The sequence below is a fragment of the Limnospira sp. PMC 289.06 genome (assembly GCF_032350395.1).
Classification (GTDB): domain Bacteria; phylum Cyanobacteriota; class Cyanobacteriia; order Cyanobacteriales; family Microcoleaceae; genus Limnospira; species Limnospira platensis.
Genome location: NZ_JARPLC010000096.1, coordinates 1 through 20103 on the forward strand (window position 1 = coordinate 1; position 20103 = coordinate 20103).

General features: G+C 43.0%; 12 protein-coding genes. 6 read left to right on the forward strand and 6 right to left on the reverse strand.

From position 1 onward, the window contains the following. Window positions 1–180 precede the first annotated feature (180 nt). Entirely contained in the window at window positions 181–327 is a 147-nt protein-coding gene (locus tag P5674_RS17425) for a hypothetical protein (RefSeq protein ID WP_157888700.1), read from the reverse strand. Window positions 328–337: 10 nt separating this feature from the next. Further along, window positions 338–4822: a response regulator gene (locus tag P5674_RS17430; protein WP_006618604.1), complete on the reverse strand. Its 4485-nt coding sequence runs from the start codon at window positions 4820–4822 to the stop codon at window positions 338–340. Between the two features lie 400 nt (window positions 4823–5222). Here P5674_RS17430 and P5674_RS17435 point away from each other — a divergent pair, with 400 nt between their 5' ends. The 3 genes from P5674_RS17435 to P5674_RS17445 all read left to right on the forward strand — a co-directional run bounded on the left by P5674_RS17435 (window position 5223) and on the right by P5674_RS17445 (window position 8210). Next, on the forward strand, window positions 5223–5744 hold the full coding sequence (locus tag P5674_RS17435; RefSeq protein ID WP_006618603.1) for a DUF4330 domain-containing protein: 522 nt from the start codon (window positions 5223–5225) through the stop codon (window positions 5742–5744). Window positions 5745–5759: 15 nt separating this feature from the next. After that, entirely contained in the window at window positions 5760–6422 is a 663-nt protein-coding gene (locus P5674_RS17440; protein WP_006618602.1) for a phosphoribosylanthranilate isomerase, read from the forward strand. Window positions 6423–6491: 69 nt separating this feature from the next. After that, entirely contained in the window at window positions 6492–8210 is a 1719-nt protein-coding gene (locus P5674_RS17445) for a helicase HerA domain-containing protein (protein ID WP_006618601.1), read from the forward strand. Here P5674_RS17445 and P5674_RS17450 read toward each other — a convergent pair. After that, window positions 8207–8791 carry a DUF2062 domain-containing protein gene (locus P5674_RS17450; protein ID WP_006618600.1) on the reverse strand — a complete coding sequence of 195 codons (585 nt, stop codon included), beginning with the start codon at window positions 8789–8791 and terminating at the stop codon, window positions 8207–8209. The genes P5674_RS17445 and P5674_RS17450 overlap by 4 nt on opposite strands. Before the next feature lie 162 nt (window positions 8792–8953). Between P5674_RS17450 and dnaG the strand changes: the two genes are divergently transcribed. Next, the gene (gene dnaG, locus P5674_RS17455; RefSeq protein ID WP_006618599.1) at window positions 8954–10879 is read left to right on the forward strand and encodes a DNA primase; all 1926 of its coding nucleotides are present in this window, start codon (window positions 8954–8956) and stop codon (window positions 10877–10879) included. A gap of 163 nt (window positions 10880–11042) precedes the next feature. Further along, window positions 11043–11222 carry a hypothetical protein gene (locus P5674_RS17460; RefSeq protein ID WP_014275442.1) on the forward strand — a complete coding sequence of 60 codons (180 nt, stop codon included), beginning with the start codon at window positions 11043–11045 and terminating at the stop codon, window positions 11220–11222. On the opposite strand, the gene P5674_RS17465 is transcribed toward P5674_RS17460, so the two are convergent. Together P5674_RS17465 and P5674_RS17470 are read right to left on the reverse strand one after the other, a co-directional pair. Next, a complete protein-coding gene (locus P5674_RS17465; protein ID WP_006618598.1) occupies window positions 11223–16019 on the reverse strand; it encodes an nSTAND1 domain-containing NTPase in 4797 nt (1598 codons plus the stop codon). Between the two features lie 112 nt (window positions 16020–16131). Then, the gene (locus tag P5674_RS17470) at window positions 16132–17340 is read right to left on the reverse strand and encodes a hypothetical protein (RefSeq protein ID WP_006618597.1); all 1209 of its coding nucleotides are present in this window, start codon (window positions 17338–17340) and stop codon (window positions 16132–16134) included. A 127-nt stretch (window positions 17341–17467) separates the two neighbouring features. Between P5674_RS17470 and gatB the strand changes: the two genes are divergently transcribed. Next, window positions 17468–18952, forward strand: coding sequence for an Asp-tRNA(Asn)/Glu-tRNA(Gln) amidotransferase subunit GatB (gatB, locus tag P5674_RS17475; RefSeq protein ID WP_006618596.1), 1485 nt, complete (start codon window positions 17468–17470; stop codon window positions 18950–18952). A gap of 64 nt (window positions 18953–19016) precedes the next feature. Here gatB and P5674_RS17480 read toward each other — a convergent pair whose 3' ends face one another. After that, window positions 19017–19409: a DUF3119 family protein gene (locus P5674_RS17480; protein WP_006618595.1), complete on the reverse strand. Its 393-nt coding sequence runs from the start codon at window positions 19407–19409 to the stop codon at window positions 19017–19019. Window positions 19410–20103 lie beyond the last annotated feature (694 nt).

Sequence of the window (20103 nt, forward strand, 5' to 3'; positions counted from 1 at the left end):
CCGATAATTAATTGCTGACGCACCGAGCCCATCATTAGTAGGGTGCGTCAGATACCGCCAACCGAATAAATAGCCGATAATTAATTGCTGACGCACCGAGCCCATCATTAGTAGGGTGCGTCAGATACCGCCAACCGAATAAATAGCCGATAATTAATTGCTGACGCACCGAGCCCATCATTAGTAGGGTGCGTCAGATACCGCCAACCGAATAAATAGCCGATAATTAATTGCTGACGCACCGAGCCCATCATTAGTAGGGTGCGTCAGATACCGCCAAGCGAATAAATAGCCGATAATTAATTGCTGACGCACCGGAAAAATCATCTATTATTCTCTACAACTGATTAATTTCTTTGCGGAGGGCCGTTTCCACCCGTTGCCATTCAGCCTGGGTTTCTGCAAAGCGTTCAACCGCACTACCAGTAACAAAACATTCCACCTCTGGGCTATCACTTTCCATCCCCGCACGTCCCATATATTCAAGTTCCTTGCAAAACTCAGAAAATCTAAGGGCTCCCAGTTGTGCGCTACTAGATTTTAACGTATGGGCGGACTCTTTTAAGCCTTTAGGGTCTTGGGCATCAATAGCTTTACGCATACCATCAATATGTTGGGGTGCTTCCTGTAAATAGGTAGCAATTAGCAAATCGACAAAAGGATCATCTTCATCATCATATTCCCTGAGATTTTCCAAAACCTGATGATCTATGGGACTATTATCGGTCATTAATTCTTCCTCAACAGTATGATTATTGAGAATTTTGTGCCCATTAGCTTCAGTAACATCAACAACCATAACCTGTCCATTGGGACTACCCCCATTTGTACTTTGTTGAGGGATGGTTGTAGATTTAACCCGATATCCATTTTGAGCAGATACTTCGTGAACTTCAGTTACCGTGGGAGAAATGGGATGACATTTAGCTAAGGCTTCAGCTAAAGCCTCCCGGCGCACAGGTTTAGTAATATAATCATCCATACCTGCATTCAAACACATTTCGCGATCGCCTTGCATAGCATTAGCAGTCATCGCAATAATTCTAGGTTTCCGTGGACCCATATCGCTACCATCTGAGTAGGCGGCGCAGATATGTTTAGAAGTCTCCAAGCCATCCATTTCCGGCATTTGTACATCCATCAAAATTACATCATACTGTTGTCGGTTTAAGGCATCGAGAACCTCCAACCCATTACCAGCAATATCAGCGCGATACCCCAAACGTTCTAATAGTTTAATCGCTACTTTTTGGTTAGTGACATTATCTTCAGCCAATAAAATCCGCAAATTGGCATGAGGTTGAGGAATTGCCGGGTCATAGCCAGACTCAGCATTCTTAATATGATAGTGTTTTTCAATAGTCTGGCTATCAGCAAAAATCTGCATCAGGGTATTGTAAAACTGAGATTGTTTGAGAGGCTTGTTAACCAATCCCGCCACATTAACACCCTGGGCTTCTAGTCGTCGCAGTGAATCGGTATTGCTGGCATAATTAAACATGACTAAATTAAAAGGTTTTTGGCGGTATTTACCAGCAATCATCTGTTTTTCTAATTGGCGAATACGACTCGCTAGGGTGGCTTCATCCATATCAGGCAAATTGATACCTAAAATAATCAAATCTAATTCGGGGTTATCATGCAAAACCTTTAAGGCATCAGCGCCAGTTTTGACGCGCACGGGAACCATACCCCAAGATTTAACCTGACGGATAAGCAGTTTTTGATTAATGTCGTGATGTTCAACAATTAACACTTTCTTACCATGAAGGAAATCATCACTAAATTCTCCCAAATCGGGGGTATTAAATCCGCTACAAACTATGGTAAAATAGAAGATAGAGCCAGGTCTGAACACCTGTGGGCGCACAAAGTCGGGGGGAGGATTTCCGGCGACACTAGATATCAAAGATGAGGTTTCATCGTGATATTCATCGAGCAAATTTACCCAACTAGCCACCCACATTTTCCCATTCATTAATTGACTCAACCGCTGAGAAATTGCCAAACCTAAACCCGTGCCTCCATATTCCCTAGTGGTGGAAGCGTCAACTTGAGAAAAGGCTTTAAATAGGCGATCTATCCGGTCGGGAGGAATGCCAATTCCGGTATCTCTGACTTCAAATTGCAGGACGTAATGACTTTCAGTAAAATCAGAATCATCAAATTTTTTGACATCTTTTTTGGCATCGGGATGGGTAGCTTTCACTGCTAAAATTACCTCGCCTTCGGAGGTAAACTTAATAGCATTACTGACCAAATTAACCAACACTTGACGCAGGCGAGTGACATCACCCAGGATAGTTTTAGGAGTGGAAGGATCTATGATATAAGCTAACTCTAAACCCTTTTCGGCGGCGCGCCCAGACAGCAATTCTAGACACTCTTCGAGACAGTTACGGAGTTTAAAAGGTTGCTTTTCTAGTTCGAGTTTACCAGATTCAATTTTGGAGAAATCTAGGATATCATTAATAATGGTTAAAAGGGCATCGCCACTGGTGCGGATAGTTTCGACAAAATCTCGCTGTTCGGGGGTTAATTCCATATCTAATAGTAACCCGGTCATGCCAATTACTGCATTCATAGGAGTGCGGATTTCGTGGCTCATGGTTGCCAGAAATTCACTTTTAGCACGACTAGCAATTTCGGCGGCGAGTTTGGCTTCTTCTAAGGCTTGATTTTTGGCTTCGAGGGCGCGATGGCTTTTGACTTCGACTTCTAGTAATTTGGCTTGGGCGATGGTAATTCCTACTTGGGAGGCGACATCTTCGAGAAATTCGATTTCGTCTCGGTTCCACTCGCGCATTTGTTGGCATTGATGCAACATAATAATGCCATTGGGTTCGTCTTGATAGGAAGTGCGAACGGCTAACATGGATTTTAAGGCCATGCGACGACAGAGGGGAATGGAAGATTCCAGTAAAGGTTCGGAAAAAACATCGGTAGATGCGATCGCTCTATCAGAGGTGAGGAGTGCTTCAATATAGGGATTATAAGATACAGAAATTTCCAGCTTGAGGGTAGACTCATAGCCAGTTTCTAGGTATTCTGCCACACAGGTTAGGTGTGGGTAAGGTTCGGGAATATAGGTATAAATAGAACAGCGGTTAACAGCAAATACCCGACCAATTTGGCTGGCGGTAGTTTGAAATACTTCTTGGGTTTCCAGTTTAGAGCGAACTTTATGGGTAATTTCTTTAAGTAATACTAGATGCTGATTTTGTTGCTGAAGTGCTTGCGCCGCCTGTTCGCGAGCAATTTCACTACCAATATAGGTAGCCATGAGTTTCAGGATTTCCTTTTCAATGGCTCGAAATTTTGAGCGGGGCTGATAACTCAGGAAACTGAGGGTTCCATAGTCTCTACCACTGACGGTGACTTTTACGCCTAGATAGGCTTCAAAACGGCGCACAGCGTAGGCTGGGTGGTCTTTCCAGGGGGAATTCTGGAGTGATTCGATACCTACTACCTCATCAGACCCGGCGGATTCTCCTTCTAAGGTTTGATGGAGGGCGAGGGTATCGCCTTTGGCAAATCCGAAGGTCAAATTTTCAGGAATACGGGTGGCGATCACTTCATAGCGCCCCCCCCAGACGCGCCCTAGCAGTCCTATTTCCACACCAAAGCGATCGCATCCCATTTGTAAAAGACGGGTGATACGGGTATCAAAATCGGCGTTAGAACCAATAGTTGCTTCATAAAGCTGAGTCATCGCCTCGGATCTTTCTTGCAATTCGTTGGGCCAGGTGCATTGTGGGGGGACAGACGGGACCGGAACCCTCGGCGGATTTTTAACTTCTGGCTGGGACTGAACTTGCTGGGCGAGTTTAGCTAGGGCGGCGTGCATCGATTGGGGACGCAATGCACCCATAAGGATGGTGCTAGGGGACATAACGCTGATGGGATAGTTGCGCTCATCCATCACTACTAGGGGTAGTTGGTGATAGTATTTCCCCATAACTCTCAGGGCGGCTCCTAGGGTAATGCGCGATCGCACAATTACGGCTGGGTTATTACAGATGCTATGGGCTGGGGTTGTGTAAAAATCCACCCCTAAAGCTACCAGGGTGAGAATATCTTGGCTGGTGACAACTCCCACTAATTTAATCGCCTGTTTATCGGAATTGGGTGCTGATGTGTTCTCTGGGGGGGGGACGGTTTCCGTGACAACTACAGATGGCACTCTGTACCTGGACATTAACTTAGTTATATGGAAAATCGACGAGGAGGAGGGGGCGTGAACTAGCCTAGATGTCTGATTGTTGGCAATTTGACTCAGTTGGATTACGTCTTCTGGTACAAAGGTCTGTTGGGACTGAGGAGCGACGGACGAGGGACGACGACCATTGGCAGAATAGGATGATGACTGAGGCTTTTTCTGGCTTTTATTGCTCCGAGATAGACAGAGGAAATTTTCCGGACAGATCATCCCGGTGACTTCCCCCCGATCATTGACAATGGGTAAATGGTGGATCTGGTTTTGCTCAAAGTAAGCAAACAGGGTAAAGATATCGGTCAGGTCCGACTCTTTGGCGCTAATCACAGACCGAATCATAATCCGAGAGATGGGAAACCCACAGAGGCGATCGTTAATTGAGCAAAGTTCCACGATATCCTGGACTGTAAAAATCCCCACCAATACAGAATATACTTCCTGAAGAGTGGTGTGATCACAACTAACAACTTTTTCCGGTTTTTCTACAATCAATACATAGCTTGACCTGTTGCTACTCATCAGCAAAATGATATCTTCGACAAGAGTATCTGGCTTGGTCGTCAGGGGTTTGCGGTTGATTGCTTGAAAAATGGAGGGAATAAACATGGGACAGCTTCTGGTGATTGGGATTGGATTCGGTGAGATAGGGAGTGATGGAACATCATTGACTCAAAATGACAAGGGGGCTTAGTGGTTGGGGGGGGTAAAACCCCCTTTACTATCTCCAGGATAAATTGTATTTGGGGTAAATGTCTGATCTATTTTCCCTTGCATCGGCCCTAATCTATATAAAATAAAGATTAGGGCTACTTTCAGGGAATCTGAGGGTCATAAATTTCAGCTTACTGATCAGGCTACATCTCCCTTAGAGATTTCCCCCCTACTACTATTGTCAACTTAACCGCCCAGTATTCCCAAATAATCCCTAGTTGGGATCGTTGATGGTCAATGGTATGCTGGGGAATAACTTAAACTCAAGGTTATACACTGCCCACTATCTGCTTCTATGGCTATTTTGGATTCTAAAGGTCGCTTGTTCGCAAAGGTGAGCATTCTCGACCTCGGCGCTGCGGCTGTCATTTTGCTGGTGATTGTCGGAATTTTCTTTTTCCCGGGAACTTCTGGGTCGGTGGCTCAAATTGGGGTCACGACTAAACCTGTGGAAGTTGATGTAATTGCTTTGGGGATGCGTGGACGTAATCCCCAGGATTTTCTCAAGGCTGGAGAAAAGACTAATCTGATTATCCGTAACCAACCCTATGGACAGGTAGACATTAAAGCGGTTGAGTTTCTACCTCGGACTATCCCAGTTACCCAACCTGACGGGAGTTTGAGGGCTCTACCTGACCCAACGGCTGATTTTATTTTCAGTAACAATATTTTGCTCACTTTGGAGGGCCAGGGTCAAGTTACTAATACGGGTCCGGTTTTGGGTAATGTCAAAATTCGCATTGGTAATACGGTAGAACTAGAGGGAAACACCTACAATTTTAACGCCAGTGTGGTTGATATTCGAGTCCAGGATTAATGGTGGGTTGATTTCATGCGGATTAAAATTTGTGGCATAACCCGACTTGACCAAGGACAGGCGATCGCCTCTTTGGGGGCGACTGCTTTGGGGTTTATTTGTGTTCGGGCTTCCCCTCGCTATATCCACCCAGACCAAATTCGGGCGATTACCTCTGATCTACCAGACAGGGTAGACCGGATTGGGGTTTTTGCTAATGCCACTTTTGAGGAAATCTGGGAAACTTTCCATCAGGCTAAATTAACGGGGGTACAACTTCATGGGGATGAATCCCCCTTATTTTGCGATCGCCTACGACAAGAACTTCCCCATGGTGAGTTAATTAAAGCTATCCGGGTTAAAACTCCGCAATCTCTCACCCTAGCCAACAGCTTTATTCCCCATGTAGATGCTTTGCTGCTAGATGCCTATCATGGTCAACAGTTGGGGGGGACTGGTCTCACCATAGATTGGCAATCTTTGGGTGAGTTTCGCCCTGCCATACCCTGGTTTTTGGCGGGGGGACTTAATCCTGATAATATCATTGAAGCCCTTAGTTGCCTAAACCCTGACGGGATAGATTTGTCTAGTGGAGTAGAGCGATCGCCTGGAGACAAGGATATTGCTAAAGTTACTCAACTATTTGAGAAGTTAAACCTGACCAAATCCCCCTTTCATCCCTCGGAAAATTTGCTATAACTCCTGATTAGATTGTACCATTAATCAACAGAGAAAAACAACTATACCCCTCTGGGGAATGAGTATCTAATGACTACTGATCAACCCCTTGGTTCTGTGATTCAAGGTTCCTTGACAAAGGGACTGGAAGTGCGACTACACGCCGATGTTTCCGTCGAGGACATGAGAGTTGGTAAGTTTTTGGTAGTCTATGGAGTGCGATCGCATTTCTTTTGTTTACTAACTGATGTCTGTCTAGGAACCTCTAGCCCCCGCATTCTTAGCAATCCTCCACTACCGGAAAATGATTTTCTCCAAGCTGTGTTAGCCGGAAACAGCACCTATGGAACTATTGAACTTAGTCCCATGTTGATGCTGAATCGGGATGTCTGCGATCGCTATGATATTCAACTCAAAGTTAACGGAAATGGTAACGGTGCCGCCTCTTTTCAACCTAACACCAATACCGAAGAGTTTGAACTACTCCCCGTTAAAACTATCCCCAGCCACTTCTCCCAGGTCTACGAAGCTAAGGAAAGAGATTTTCGGGTGATTTTTGGCTGGGAAGATGACCCCCAACGACGTAATTTTGCGATCGGGGAACCTATTGATATGCAAGTTCCCGTCTGTCTCGATCTCGATCGGTTTGTGGAACGCAGTAACGGTGTTTTTGGGAAATCGGGAACCGGAAAATCTTTTTTAACCCGGTTATTATTATCAGGAATTATCCGTAAACAAGCGGCGGTTAACTTGATTTTTGATATGCACTCTGAATATGGTTGGGAGGCTGTATCGGAAGGCAAAAAATTTAATACCGTTAAGGGATTACGACAACTTTTTCCGAATCAAGTAGAAGTCTACACTCTTGACCCAGAGTCAACCCGCCGCCGGGGAATTCGAGACGCTCAAGAGTTGTATTTGAGTTATAACCAGATAGAGGTAGAAGATTTAAACTTAGTCCAACGAGAATTAAATCTCTCGGAAGCTGCTTTAGATAACGCTAATATTCTCTGTAGTGAGTTTGGTCAGGATTGGATCTCGCAACTGTTGGGGATGACTAATGAAGAAATCCAAATGTTTTGCGATGAACGCCGGGGTCATAAAGGGTCGATTATGTCCCTACAACGAAAGTTGATGCGTATGGAAAATTTGAAGTATATGCGCCCTACTTGTCCGTTTAATTATATCGATCGCATTCTTCAGTCTCTGTCAGCCGGAAAGCACGTTATTGTTGAGTTTGGTTCCCAGTCGGATATGTTATCCTATATGCTGGTAACTAATATGATTACCCGCCGCATTCACCAGTCCTATGTCCGAAAAGCTGAAACATTTTTGGCTTCTAAAAATCCTGGCGATCGCCCTCAACCTCTGGTAATTACCATCGAAGAAGCCCATAGATTTCTCGATCCAGCCGTGGTTAGGTCTACTATTTTTGGCACTATTGCTAGGGAAATGAGAAAGTATTTTGTCACCCTATTAATTGTTGATCAACGTCCGTCAGGAATTGACTCGGAGGTGATGTCTCAAATAGGGACTCGTATCACCGCTTTATTAAACGATGATAAGGATATCGATGCGATTTTTACTGGGGTTTCTGGTGGTCAAAATTTGCGATCGGTTTTGGCAAAATTAGACTCTAAACAACAGGCTTTAGTTTTAGGTCATGCCGTCCCTATGCCTGTGGTAATTCGCACTAGACCATACGATGAGACATTTTACCGCGAAATTGGAGATATAGCTTGGGAAGAAATGCCGGACGAGGTAGTTTTTGAAGCCGCTGCGACCGCCTTAGATGACCTGGGATTTTAGCGACGCTGCGATCGCTTTTGTTGCCAATATCGGAATAAGGGAAGACTCACAGTATAAATAGCGATCGCTGCTATTAATCCCATTACAGTCGATCCTAACAATAAAACCCCCGCCAATTCGGCCCCAGTTTCTACCAGTTCACTAAAGTCTTTAACTGATTGTAGATCGACATCATCAATCATTAGTGAAAATTGATTAATTCCTAGCAGCCACATTCCCACCTGAAAGTTAAAAAAGAACAGGGGAACATAAGTCAAGGGATTACTCACCCAAGTTCCCGCCACCGCTAGGAGTTTATGACCTCTTAAAATAACCGCAACCGCCACCCCGATAATCGCTTGAAACCCAAAAAATGGAAAAAAACCAGCAAACACACCCGCCGCCAGACCCCTCGCCAAATATTCTGGTTGTCCTCGCAGGCTAATTAACCGCAGATATACTAATCTTAACCACCGCCACCAATATACCCATATTCTTTTCTGCGGTGGATATTCAGATAATCGATACACAGATAGTTTCTCCTTGCTGTTATTTTTGCCATAGGAGTTTTTATTATACAACTTCTCCAGATTTTTGGGCATGATTTCATCAAATCATTGACAATTGAGCATTTTTCGGTGAATTGCTGAACCCATTAATTTTCTGGGGGTTCGGGGGTTGCCTCTTGCCTAATCCCAGCGAATATGCTATAATATATCCGCCACAAAACCGACATTAATTAGATTATCAAATATTCCGAATATATGTCAATTCCCCGTATCCATTCCGACACAATTGAGGAGGTTAAAGAAAGAGCTGATATTTATGATATCATCTCTGAAAAGGTGGTGCTTAAACGCCGTGGGAAAGACTTTGTGGGTCTGTGTCCATTCCATGAAGAAAAAAGCCCAAGTTTTACCGTGAGTCCCAGCAAACAGATGTACTACTGTTTTGGTTGTGGTGCGGCGGGAAATAGCATTAAGTTTTTAATGGAGTTGGATAAATCCTCCTTTTCTGATGTGGTTTTAGACCTGGCGCGACGCTATAATATCCCCCTCAAAACCGAATCGCCCGAACAGCATCAGGAGTTCCAAAAGACCCTTTCCTTGCGGGAAAAACTCTATGAGATTTTAGCGATCGCCACCAGTTTTTATCAACACGCACTCCGCCAACCCCAGGGAGAAGCAGCTTTAGAATATCTGAAATTTTCCCGCCGTCTGGGAGAGGAAACTATCCAGGAATTTCAGCTAGGTTATGCACCAGGGGGGTGGGAAAATATTTATAGTTATTTAGTCGAACAAAAAAACTTTCCTGTAGAATTAGTCGAAAAAGCTGGGTTAATTGTTCCCCGCAAAGCCGGGAATGGTTATTATGATCGTTTCCGCGATCGCCTAATTATTCCCATTTATGATATCCAGGGAAGAGTGATTGGTTTTGGGGGTCGCAGTTTAGGAGATGAACAGCCTAAATATCTAAATTCTCCCGAAACAGAACTATTTGATAAAGGGCGAACTTTGTTTTGTTTAGACAAGGCAAAAACGGCTATATCCAAACAAGATATGGCTGTAGTTGTTGAGGGTTATTTTGATGCGATCGCTCTCCATGCAGCCGGGATTAATTATGTGGTAGCATCCCTAGGAACCGCACTGAGTATTAATCAAATTCGTCTGCTGCTACGCTATACAGAATCCCAGCAAATTATCCTCAATTTTGATGCCGATGCAGCCGGGACTAAAGCCACAGAAAGAGCCATAGGAGAAATTGAAACTCTCGCCTATCGTGGGGAAGTAAACCTGAGAATTTTAAACCTTCCCAATGGGAAAGATGCCGATGAATATTTATATATTCACACCCGCCATGATTATCAGGATTTGGTAGCAAAAGCACCCTATTTTTTAGAATGGCAAATCAATCAAATTGTCGGCGGTAAAAACATCGAAAATGTCGCCGAATCACAGAGAATAGCCACAGCCATGGTGGAATTACTCCGCCGAGTCGAAGATTTAAACCAACGCACTGCTTATATTCAATCCTGCGCGGAAATTCTCAGCCAGGGTCAATCACGGTTAATTCCCATGTTAGCCGACAGTCTGCGAAAACAGATTAATAAACCAGTAAATAAGCATCATCAAGCATCTACGGCTACTAAATCAAATATTATTTCCGCTAAACGTGACCGAACTCTGTTAGAAGAAGCCGAAGGTTTGTTGCTGCGGATTTATCTACACTGTCCAGAGTATCGACAGGAAATGATTAACGCTTTGGAGGCACAAAGTTTAGAATTTAGTTTAACAAAATATCGGTTTTTGTGGATGAAAATTGCGGAAATTGAGTTGAATTTACAGGAACAGCAAGCCAGAGAAGATATTGATTTGATTTCCCAACTACAAAACTTTGATCGGGAACATTCATCAGAAATCTCGGAAGTGTCTCATTTATTCTACTTAAACGAAAATAATATCAATGATATTCAACGTCCTAGCATGGGGATTCGCACCGCCACAGCTTGCTTAGAATGGGTAATATGTGAAAAACGCTATCTTCAATATTTAGATAAGTGGAAAAACACTGATATTAAACTTAATTTAGAATTGGCTGAATACTATCAGCAGCAAATCTACGCCGAACAAAAACGCATGAAAGAATTAGAACAACTACGGATGGTTAAGTTTTCCGAGTTGACTTTTTAATGTGGTTTTTGAAAATGGCCTAAGACGGTCTCTGGTTAATTAAAAATGGTCTAAGAAACCGGATTAATTGTAAGAAAATTCTCATAAAATTATGGCTATCCTGATAGGGATAAAACCTCATGTATAGGGAAATGTAAACCCCTATACTAAAAACCTTTTGGCTATGTTAGCTAAAACCATGATTCTGTCTATTTATGCGATCGCAGGTATTTTGGCCATGACTCCCATGGTATTAGCCAGCGAATTCACAGAGGATCACCTATCAGAAGAGATAGCCGAAGCCGCCTCCCGAGAGGAAGCGGAAGCCGATCGCATTCAGCAAACCAGACCCCCCAGAGGCTAATCAATTACAAATATTAGGATTAATCGCGGGGTTATCATTATGACGATTTAAATAATTTTGCAGGCGATCGCAAGCCTGATCAAGTAAATAATCAACCTGGTTAAAATTGCTATAATCCAACTCCCAAAACACCATGCGGTTATCAGCATCAGTAGCCACCAATATTTGGTCATCCGCACTAAAATTAACTGATAAAACCGGCTTAATTCCCACTTCCAGAGTCGTGATTAGCTGACCAGAACGATCCCACAGTTTCACCGTCCCATCCTGACTCGCAGAAGCCAGGATCTCCCCAGTTGAATTAAAACTCAAATCAAACACCACCCGGTTATGTCGTCCTATAGTAGTAGTTGTAATTGGTGTCCAGTCGGAAGTATTCCACAATTTCACCGAGCCATCCCCCGTCGCCACAGCCAGGAGAGTTCCATTAGGACTAAAAGCCACCTTAGAGAAGTGACTACCATGGGAAAGGTCGCGAATTAAAGAACCGTTGATATCCCAAATTTTAATAGTATTTTCACCCACAGAAGCCATGATTTTAGCCGGTTGATTAAAATCAATATCATTAATTCTATCTGTATGTCCAATCAGAGTAGTTTCTAATACTCCATTAAGATCCCATAACCGAATGATTTGATCATCACTAACCGAAGCAATTTTTTGACCATCAGGACTAAAACTGACAGTCCACACTGGGAAATCATGGTTGATAGTCCTTAAAACATCACCTTCTGTATTCCAAATTTTCACCGTTTTATCATTACTAGCAGAAGCAATTAGTTGACTATCAGGACTAAAGCTGATATTATTAACAGTATCTGTATGTTCATCAAACATTAGCCTAATATTTAGGGAATTAGTCTCCCAAATTATCGCCATATTATTGCTAGATACTGAAGCTATTAACTCACTATTCGGGCTAAAAATAGCGTTATAAATATCACTAGGAGATTCCCAGACTCTGGGGAGGTTTTGTAGTCCCCAAAAACGGATAGAACCATCTGCACTGGCGGAAATTAGCGTTTGACTGTCGGGAGTAAAAATCGCCTGATTGACAGTATTTCTATGACCCCGGAGAGTAGAAACCAAAATTCCCTCATAGTTCCAAAGTTTGATAGTTGTATCGGTGCTGGCTGTCACAATAAGGCGACCATCAGCACTAAAATTAACGCTATTTACCGACTTTTCATGACCTGTTAAAGTTGTCGATAATGTTCCGTCAGGGTTCCACAGTTTCACCGTATTATCATTACTAGCAGAAGCCAGTATTTGAGAGTCTGGACTAAATTTAACACTCCAAATTGCTTGGTCATGACCCTGAAAACTGTTGATTAATTCTCCCTGGCGATTCCATAATTTAATTACCCCTATTTCATCAGAGGAAACAATCAACTGTTCATCAGGACTAAAACTTACAGATAAAACCTCCGCTTCGTGTCCGGTTAATATGGCGATGGTGTCACCGTCACGACTCCACAGACGAATAGTTCTATCTTCACTCCCAGAGGCTAACTGCTGACCATCTGGACTAAAACTTAGCCATTGTATATCGCTGGTATGTCCTATTAGGGTGTTAATTAAAGTTCCATCAGGTCGCCAGAGTTTGATATTTTCATCCTCCCCCGCTGAAGCTATAATCGATTGTTGACTGGAGGAATGCGGACTAAAAACCACGCGACGAATTTTGCGTTTATTGGCTAACCAACTTCCTATTAATTCCCGATTTTGGTTCCAGATCCTGATTGTACCATCTTGATCGCCTGATACTATTTGATCACCATCAGGGTTAACACTGACGCTGAGAATACCGCCAAAAGATTCGGAGAGGCGATCGCGTTCTCGGAATATATTATTAACTTCCCACAGAGAACTAGCCGTGCGGCGTTCAATTTCCGTAAGTGGTTCCCGTTGCAGAATTCTACCAGCTTCCATAGCAGTTAGGGAGGCTTTCAGTTGATCCGTTTCCCCTTTTAACAAAGCCAAATATTCATAATTAAACTTAGCTAATTTTAGCTGTTGTTCCTGGGTTTTAGTATTGAGCCACAACATTAATACTGCTATTGATAATAAACTCAACCCTATACATAAGCCAATCGTATTAACTAGCCTTTTCCTCAAAACTTGATTAATTTCGGTAATCTCCGCTTCGGCTTGCTGTCTTTTTTGTTTCTCCAGTTGCAGCTTAGAAACTAATTCACTACTCCGTTGTTCCCGAATAAAAGACACTAGGTAATCATGGACAAGCTGATAGCGTTCTTCTGGAATTTCTGGGAGTAAACAGACTAACCCAGATAACACAAATATTTTTAAGACTGTATCTAGTTGATCCGTGATTTTTAGGTTATCCGCTAAACTTTGTAAATCTCGATTCAAAGCATACCGAGTTTTTAAGGGTCGGTTGTTATATTCATCTGTCAGTAAATATAAGACTAATTCGGCGATGTCTTTATTTTCCGCACCACAGTCCGCCACTACTTCCTCTAAATAACTCTCTACTAACCGCCTTTTTGGTCCTTTTAGGCGATATTCTTCCAAGGTGGTGATTTGATTAGTGTAAAGTTGAGAACCGACAATTTGTAGTTCAATGGGTCGGACTTCTCCCGACTCTCCGGCTAATTCTTGTACCAGTTGCTTAATTAATTCCGGTTCTAAGATAAATTGAGTTTTAGCGGTTAAATTTTGAATAACTGAGGCGGCATCTTCCGGGACGAAATTACCTAAATAATAGAGAATATTCTTGTCTAAAATATTGTCGTTAACAGCATCAAAGTATTTTAAACGATTTCCTTCTAGCAGGTGGTGTAAGTAGTCCTGACGCAGTGCAAAAATAGTTTTAATATAGGGAATATTCAAACATTCCCGTAAAAATTGATAAAATTCTTCTCGCTTTTGGGGTTCCTTGGTGGCTACGAAAAACTCTTCAAATTTATCGAAAATAATAATCATCACTAAATTCCGATAATTCAGAACCTGTAGTTGGTCTAAAATTTCGGTCGGGTTAGTTAAAAAACCTGAGTCTAATTCAGAGTTATCTAATTTGGATAAAGCTGTGGCGATCGCATTACTGAGTCCCCCCACCCAATTAGTGTAGGTTTTTTGATAAATCGGGATAACTTTCCTAGCTTGAATCAATGTATTTTTATGTCTCAGTTGGGGAATAATTCCGGCTTGTAACAAAGAACTTTTACCAACTCCCGATGGTCCATAAATTACCGTTAATTTATATCTGTCTTCCCCCAGACGTTTCATTAATTGGTCAATATCTTGCAATCTTCCCGAAGCCGTCATTTCGGAATTAATTAAAGTCCGATCGCCAGATTTTGGATAACTGGGATTAGTAATTAATTGGCTTTCCTGTAATGCTCCCGCACCGATAAAAGGCCGAAAACTAAACTGTTGTTCTATTTCCCGCTGTTGCTGTTTGACTTGATAGGCGGCGAGATATTCACCTTGTCTAAAATAGCTGTCGTGTAACTGGTGAAAAATTTTAATATATAGTTCTGGATCATAACACGGCTTCGTCAATTTCTGGGCGGTTTTTAAAGTAGCGATCGCCTCTTCATGTTCTCCTAAGCCTTGTTGAGATCTCCCTAAACACAGCAAATACCATCCCCAATGATAAGAACGTTCCCAATCTAACTTGCGGAGATATTCAGAGGGATTATTAACCTGGGAATTTTCCGATAAATTACTGTTGATAATTTCCAGAGATTTCTGTATAATATACTTAGCAGTTTTGAAGTTACCATGAGCCAATTGTACTTCGGCTAAAAAGTGGTAAGCGCGAGCAGATCTAAAGGAATGGGACTGGTTTTGATGCAAATCTAAAGCCCAATTAGCCACTTCGTCTAACTCTGACCAATTTTCCAAATAGTGTAATATTTCCCCCAAAGCGTTAATAAACTTAGCCACCAAATCCGGTCGATCAGCCGCCTCAAATTCCCGTAAAGACTGCCGATAATAGTCTGTAGCTTTGGCGCAGGCTTCCCACTTTTCCCCCCGGTTCATCATCCCATAGTAACGCCACCAAAAACCCAAATAAAACAGAACATGACCACAGCCTAAGCGGTTGTTAGTCTGCTGCCACAATGCTAAACTCCGTTCGTAATGCTGTAATGATTCCTGAGTAGTATTATCGGCAATTCGACCTAGTATCAACTCTAAACTAGCTTCTAAATCCTGAGCAAGAGTTACTCCCCGCTGTTGGAGATCCTGTTGTGCGGATTCTAGTTCATTGCGTAGGGGAGAACCCCTTTCCAACTCCAGGGTAGCCTCATCTAAAAAAATAGTTGCGCCGCTATCGAGTAACTGTTCTAAAATCTGATTAGTCGTCTGTTTCAGGAAGCCAATAAGATGCTCAGTTTCAACCTGGAAGTGAATTGTAGTGGCGAAACTATGAAAATCTGGGACTAAGCGAATCATCATCGACACCAATTGATCGCTGACCCACAAAATCAACGGAAACTCAAAATTGCGAAATTCCTCCCGCATTTGATTAGTCGCTTTGAGTACCCCTTGCAAATTATGCACCGACTCCAAGCCAAACACCATCAAAGCTGATGGCATTTCCCCCTCTAGGCTATCAAAAATGGTCGTATAGAGAGTTTTAGCCTTGGGGTCTAAAACTAATTCTCGAATGGGAAGAGGACAATCTACCCGCAACTGTTGCACAATAGTTTCCCGAACCAAACGGTAATTGCAACAGGCGAGAATCAACGAAAAATCACCCTGGAGGCGAGTAATACTGCGGATCAGAGTTCTGATCGCGTCTTGGTTAGCCTTTTCCCCATCGTACATTCTCAAATTCCATCACTTCTTGGTTAACCTGGTGCAACTTCTGCATCGCGCGATCGCACATCAACCTATCTAGCCGGGGAAAAGCGCTAAAATCATCTCAGCCTAGTTTCCCCTAAGCGATCGCATTAAACTCCTCACTTACCAACCGTCGCAGGATCTCCGTTACCTCTGCAGCCATACGAGCATCTAACCGGATTGATTCCTGATTATAATCTTGAAAATTGGTGATGGGAATAGCTCCCCGCAAAGTCATCGAGATAGTTCGTAATCGAGAAGGTTGTGTCGCCTGTCCAGTCTGGCTAGGAAGCCGATCTATAAACTGCACAAAGGCTACATAGGTGGTTTCAATGCTGTTGCGAACTTGACTAGGGCCATGTCCCAACTTCGACAGAATCACCGGAGCATAAATAACATCCGTCAATCCTAAAGCATCTAAGGCAACATCTACAAATCTAGCTGTATCCTGACCCAAAGCTGGAATCAGATATTTAAGGGTTTCCCAAGTCACCCCCGGTAGTTGAGCTTCCGGGGTTAGATGATAATGCCATCCTACCATAGAAATTATCCGAGTCAGATCATAGGCAGATAACAGATTCTGACCTCGCGGAGCATCCTCGACCGCAGATAATAGCACCTTTTGGCTTTTGGCATCCACCAATCGCGGATTTTGAATAAACGCATCCTCCCCGTAGTCCCCACGAAATTCTAGGTTTTGATTACCTGTGATTTTGATGAGCCAACGTTCCAAACCTGAACGGGACTCAAATCGTTTGAGCATCCCTGACAAGGCGTTAGAGGTGGCGATTTTTCTTCTGTAGCTGACGATATCCGCCATAGCATCAACAAAGGAAAAATCCGGCTTGCGGCCTTGAGGATCTCGAAATACCCAGTTCCCAATCTTAGCATCAGGGAATTTAGTATTTACCTGGGATAATATATTTAAGCCTGCTATAATCTTGGTGGTAGTGCGAAACTGGACACTCTCCAGGGCGTTTTTTATCATCCAGATAGTTTGGAATTGGTCATCAATAAACCGACCTACACAAACGCAAGCCTGTAGAATCTCCGGGTCCAGGAAGTTAAGGTAGGTAGTGTTGATTTTGGGAACTTTTCCTCGATTAGGATAGGGGCTAAAATCCATGGGTTTTTGTTCCAAGTAAATCGGATAGTTGGAAAGTTCGGCTTGATATGGGGAATTTTCAATCCCTCTATCCAAAAAGGCCAATTGGCTGGCATTCGCTTCCTGGTCTAATTCTATTTGGAGGAACTCCTCAAAAACAGCAGCCCGGTTTTTAGCTTGTGCGAGCAAGGTCTGGTTCATTATGGTCTATTCGGGGTTGTGCATTTTCTCGAATGCGATCGCATTCCCAATCATATCATCGGCAGCATAAGTTAAGATAAGAGACAATGTACAATCTCATTATTGTTGCTCAATTGCTACATCGCTTATGTCTACTCTAGCACCAGTAAAAACCGAGTATGAGGCTGTCATAGGCTTAGAAACCCACTGTCAGCTTAGTACCGAAACTAAAATCTTCTCTAACTCCTCGACCCAGTTTGGTGCTGACCCTAACACCAATATTGATCCCATCTGTCTAGGTCTGCCGGGAGTGCTTCCGGTTTTAAATCAAAAGGTGTTAGAGTATGCAGTTAAAGCCGCCTCAGCCCTTAATTGTGAAATTGCGCCCTATAGTAAGTTCGATCGCAAACAATATTTTTATCCAGATCTGCCCAAAAATTATCAGATTTCCCAATTTGATCTACCTATTGCTACTAATGGCTGGCTGGAAATTGAGATTGTCGATGAGAATAATAATCCTATCCGTAAACGCATAGGTATTACCCGCCTCCACATGGAAGAAGATGCGGGAAAACTTGTTCATGGAGGTAGCGATCGCCTATCGGGTTCTACTTATTCTATGGTAGACTTTAATCGGGCAGGTATCCCCCTAGTGGAAATTGTCTCAGAACCTGATATCCGTTCCGGTTTAGAAGCCGCTGAATACGCCCAAGAATTGCGCCGCATTGTCCGCTATTTAGGGGTTAGTGATGGGAATATGCAAGAAGGTTCCCTACGCTGTGATGTGAATATTTCCGTGCGTCCCGTCGGTCAAAAAGAATTTGGCACTAAAGTTGAAATTAAAAACATGAACTCCTTTAGTGCAATTCAAAGGGCGATCGACTACGAAATAGAACGCCAAATTGCCGCCCTAGAAGCCGGAGAGTCTCTTATTCAAGAAACCCGTCTCTGGGAAGAAGGCAGCCAACGCACTATCAGCATGAGAAGTAAAGAGGGTTCCAGCGATTACCGCTATTTCCCAGAACCTGACCTTCCTCCTATTCAAGTATCAGCGGAACAATTGAAACAATGGAAGTCGGAATTACCAGAACTTCCCGCCCAAAAACGACACCGTTACGAGACGGACTTGGGATTATCTGCCTATGATACTCGTGTACTCACGGACGATCGCACTGTGGCGGAATATTTCGAGGCTACAGTAGCAGCAGGCGCAGATACTAAACAAGCGGCTAACTGGTTAATGGGGGATATTACGGCCTATCTGAAAAATGAAAAACTGGCAATTAATGACATTCCCCTTAAACCCGCTGAACTAGCGGAACTAATTGCTCTGATTGGCGACAATACCATTAGTGGTAAAATCGCTAAAGATATCCTGCCGGAACTTTTGACTAAGGGTGGTTCCCCTAAACAACTGGTTGAGAAAAAAGGCTTAATCCAGATTTCTGACACAGGGGAATTAGAAGCGATTATCGATGAAGTTATAGCTAGTCATCCCCAGGAAGTTGAAAAATTCAAGGCTGGTAAAACTAAGCTAAAAGGTTTCTTTGTGGGACAGGTTATGAAGAAAACCCAAGGACGCGCCGACCCGCAGTTAACTAACAAGTTAATCTCTCAAAAGCTGGAAGGTTAGTTAGTTCTTTTAAGCCTCTCTCTCCCTTCTACGGAGAGGGTTGCTACGCCCTCCCCTTAATCAATTACTGATTAATGGTGATTTTTTCTTCTAAGCAAGAACGCAGCATTCCGGCGTTGAATAGCATGGGTAGAAAATGGATACTATTAACTTCCCGAAAATAGAATAAAATCGGTACAGGCGACCAAAAAATCTCCCAGTTTGTCCATTCTCGATAGGGAAAACGCCGAATCATCTTACCTGAACGATATATATCTAAATCTGTGGGTGTAAACTGTAGGCGTATGGTGGCTGTCTGAATGGCTAGAAATAGTCCAAACAAAGAGACGGGTAGCGCTACCCATTTCAGAATCAGAAATAAGGGGATTGAACTAAGTACCAACACCACGGGAATGACGTAACTGGGGGGAAGTTCGACTATCGGAGGGAGTTGGGTGGTTTCTGAAGTTGTGGTCATAAGTGCTTGATCGTTTATTTTTGACGGTTTTCTATGACAATTTCTAGGTATATGCACAAAATGTCGATTTTGTCAAGTCGTGATTTTTTGGCCCTCTGGCGATCGCCTAAAACTCGTGCATCGTGAATTTTAAATTTTGGCGGTAAAATAATCACAACAGCGACGCAGTGGGGGTTTCAGCCATTATTTTTACAAATAGACACAGTAAGCCCTTGGAAGCGATTATTTTTAGAGTAGCACAACCCCTATAAACTCGTCAACAATTTGAGAGCAATTATCAATAAAATTGTAACAATTCTTAACGTCGATTGAAAATAAAAAACTCTTTCCCGAAAGATATTAGTAAAGTTTAACTATCAAGTTTTGTACAATAGACTTTTGAGTGAGGGATTATCAACGGATATTGTCGTATGATTCAGTCAAGGGTGCGAGACGTTCAGGCATGAAATAGGGATGAGATACCCGAAATAGCTGCCTGGTGGAGATTTCAGCCCCTTGGTTGAATACAAGAGGCTTGCCTCTGACCATCTCCATAACTGTTTATATGTCCCAACGTTTGGTATAGAAATATACAAAACAAGGCAGGGAACCCAAGGTCAAAACGAACTAACTCATACAAATTCCTTATAGGAAGCCCAGAAATGGATAAGTAAAGTTAGGAAATTAGGGTAACGGCGATAGCCACCCCCAGTTT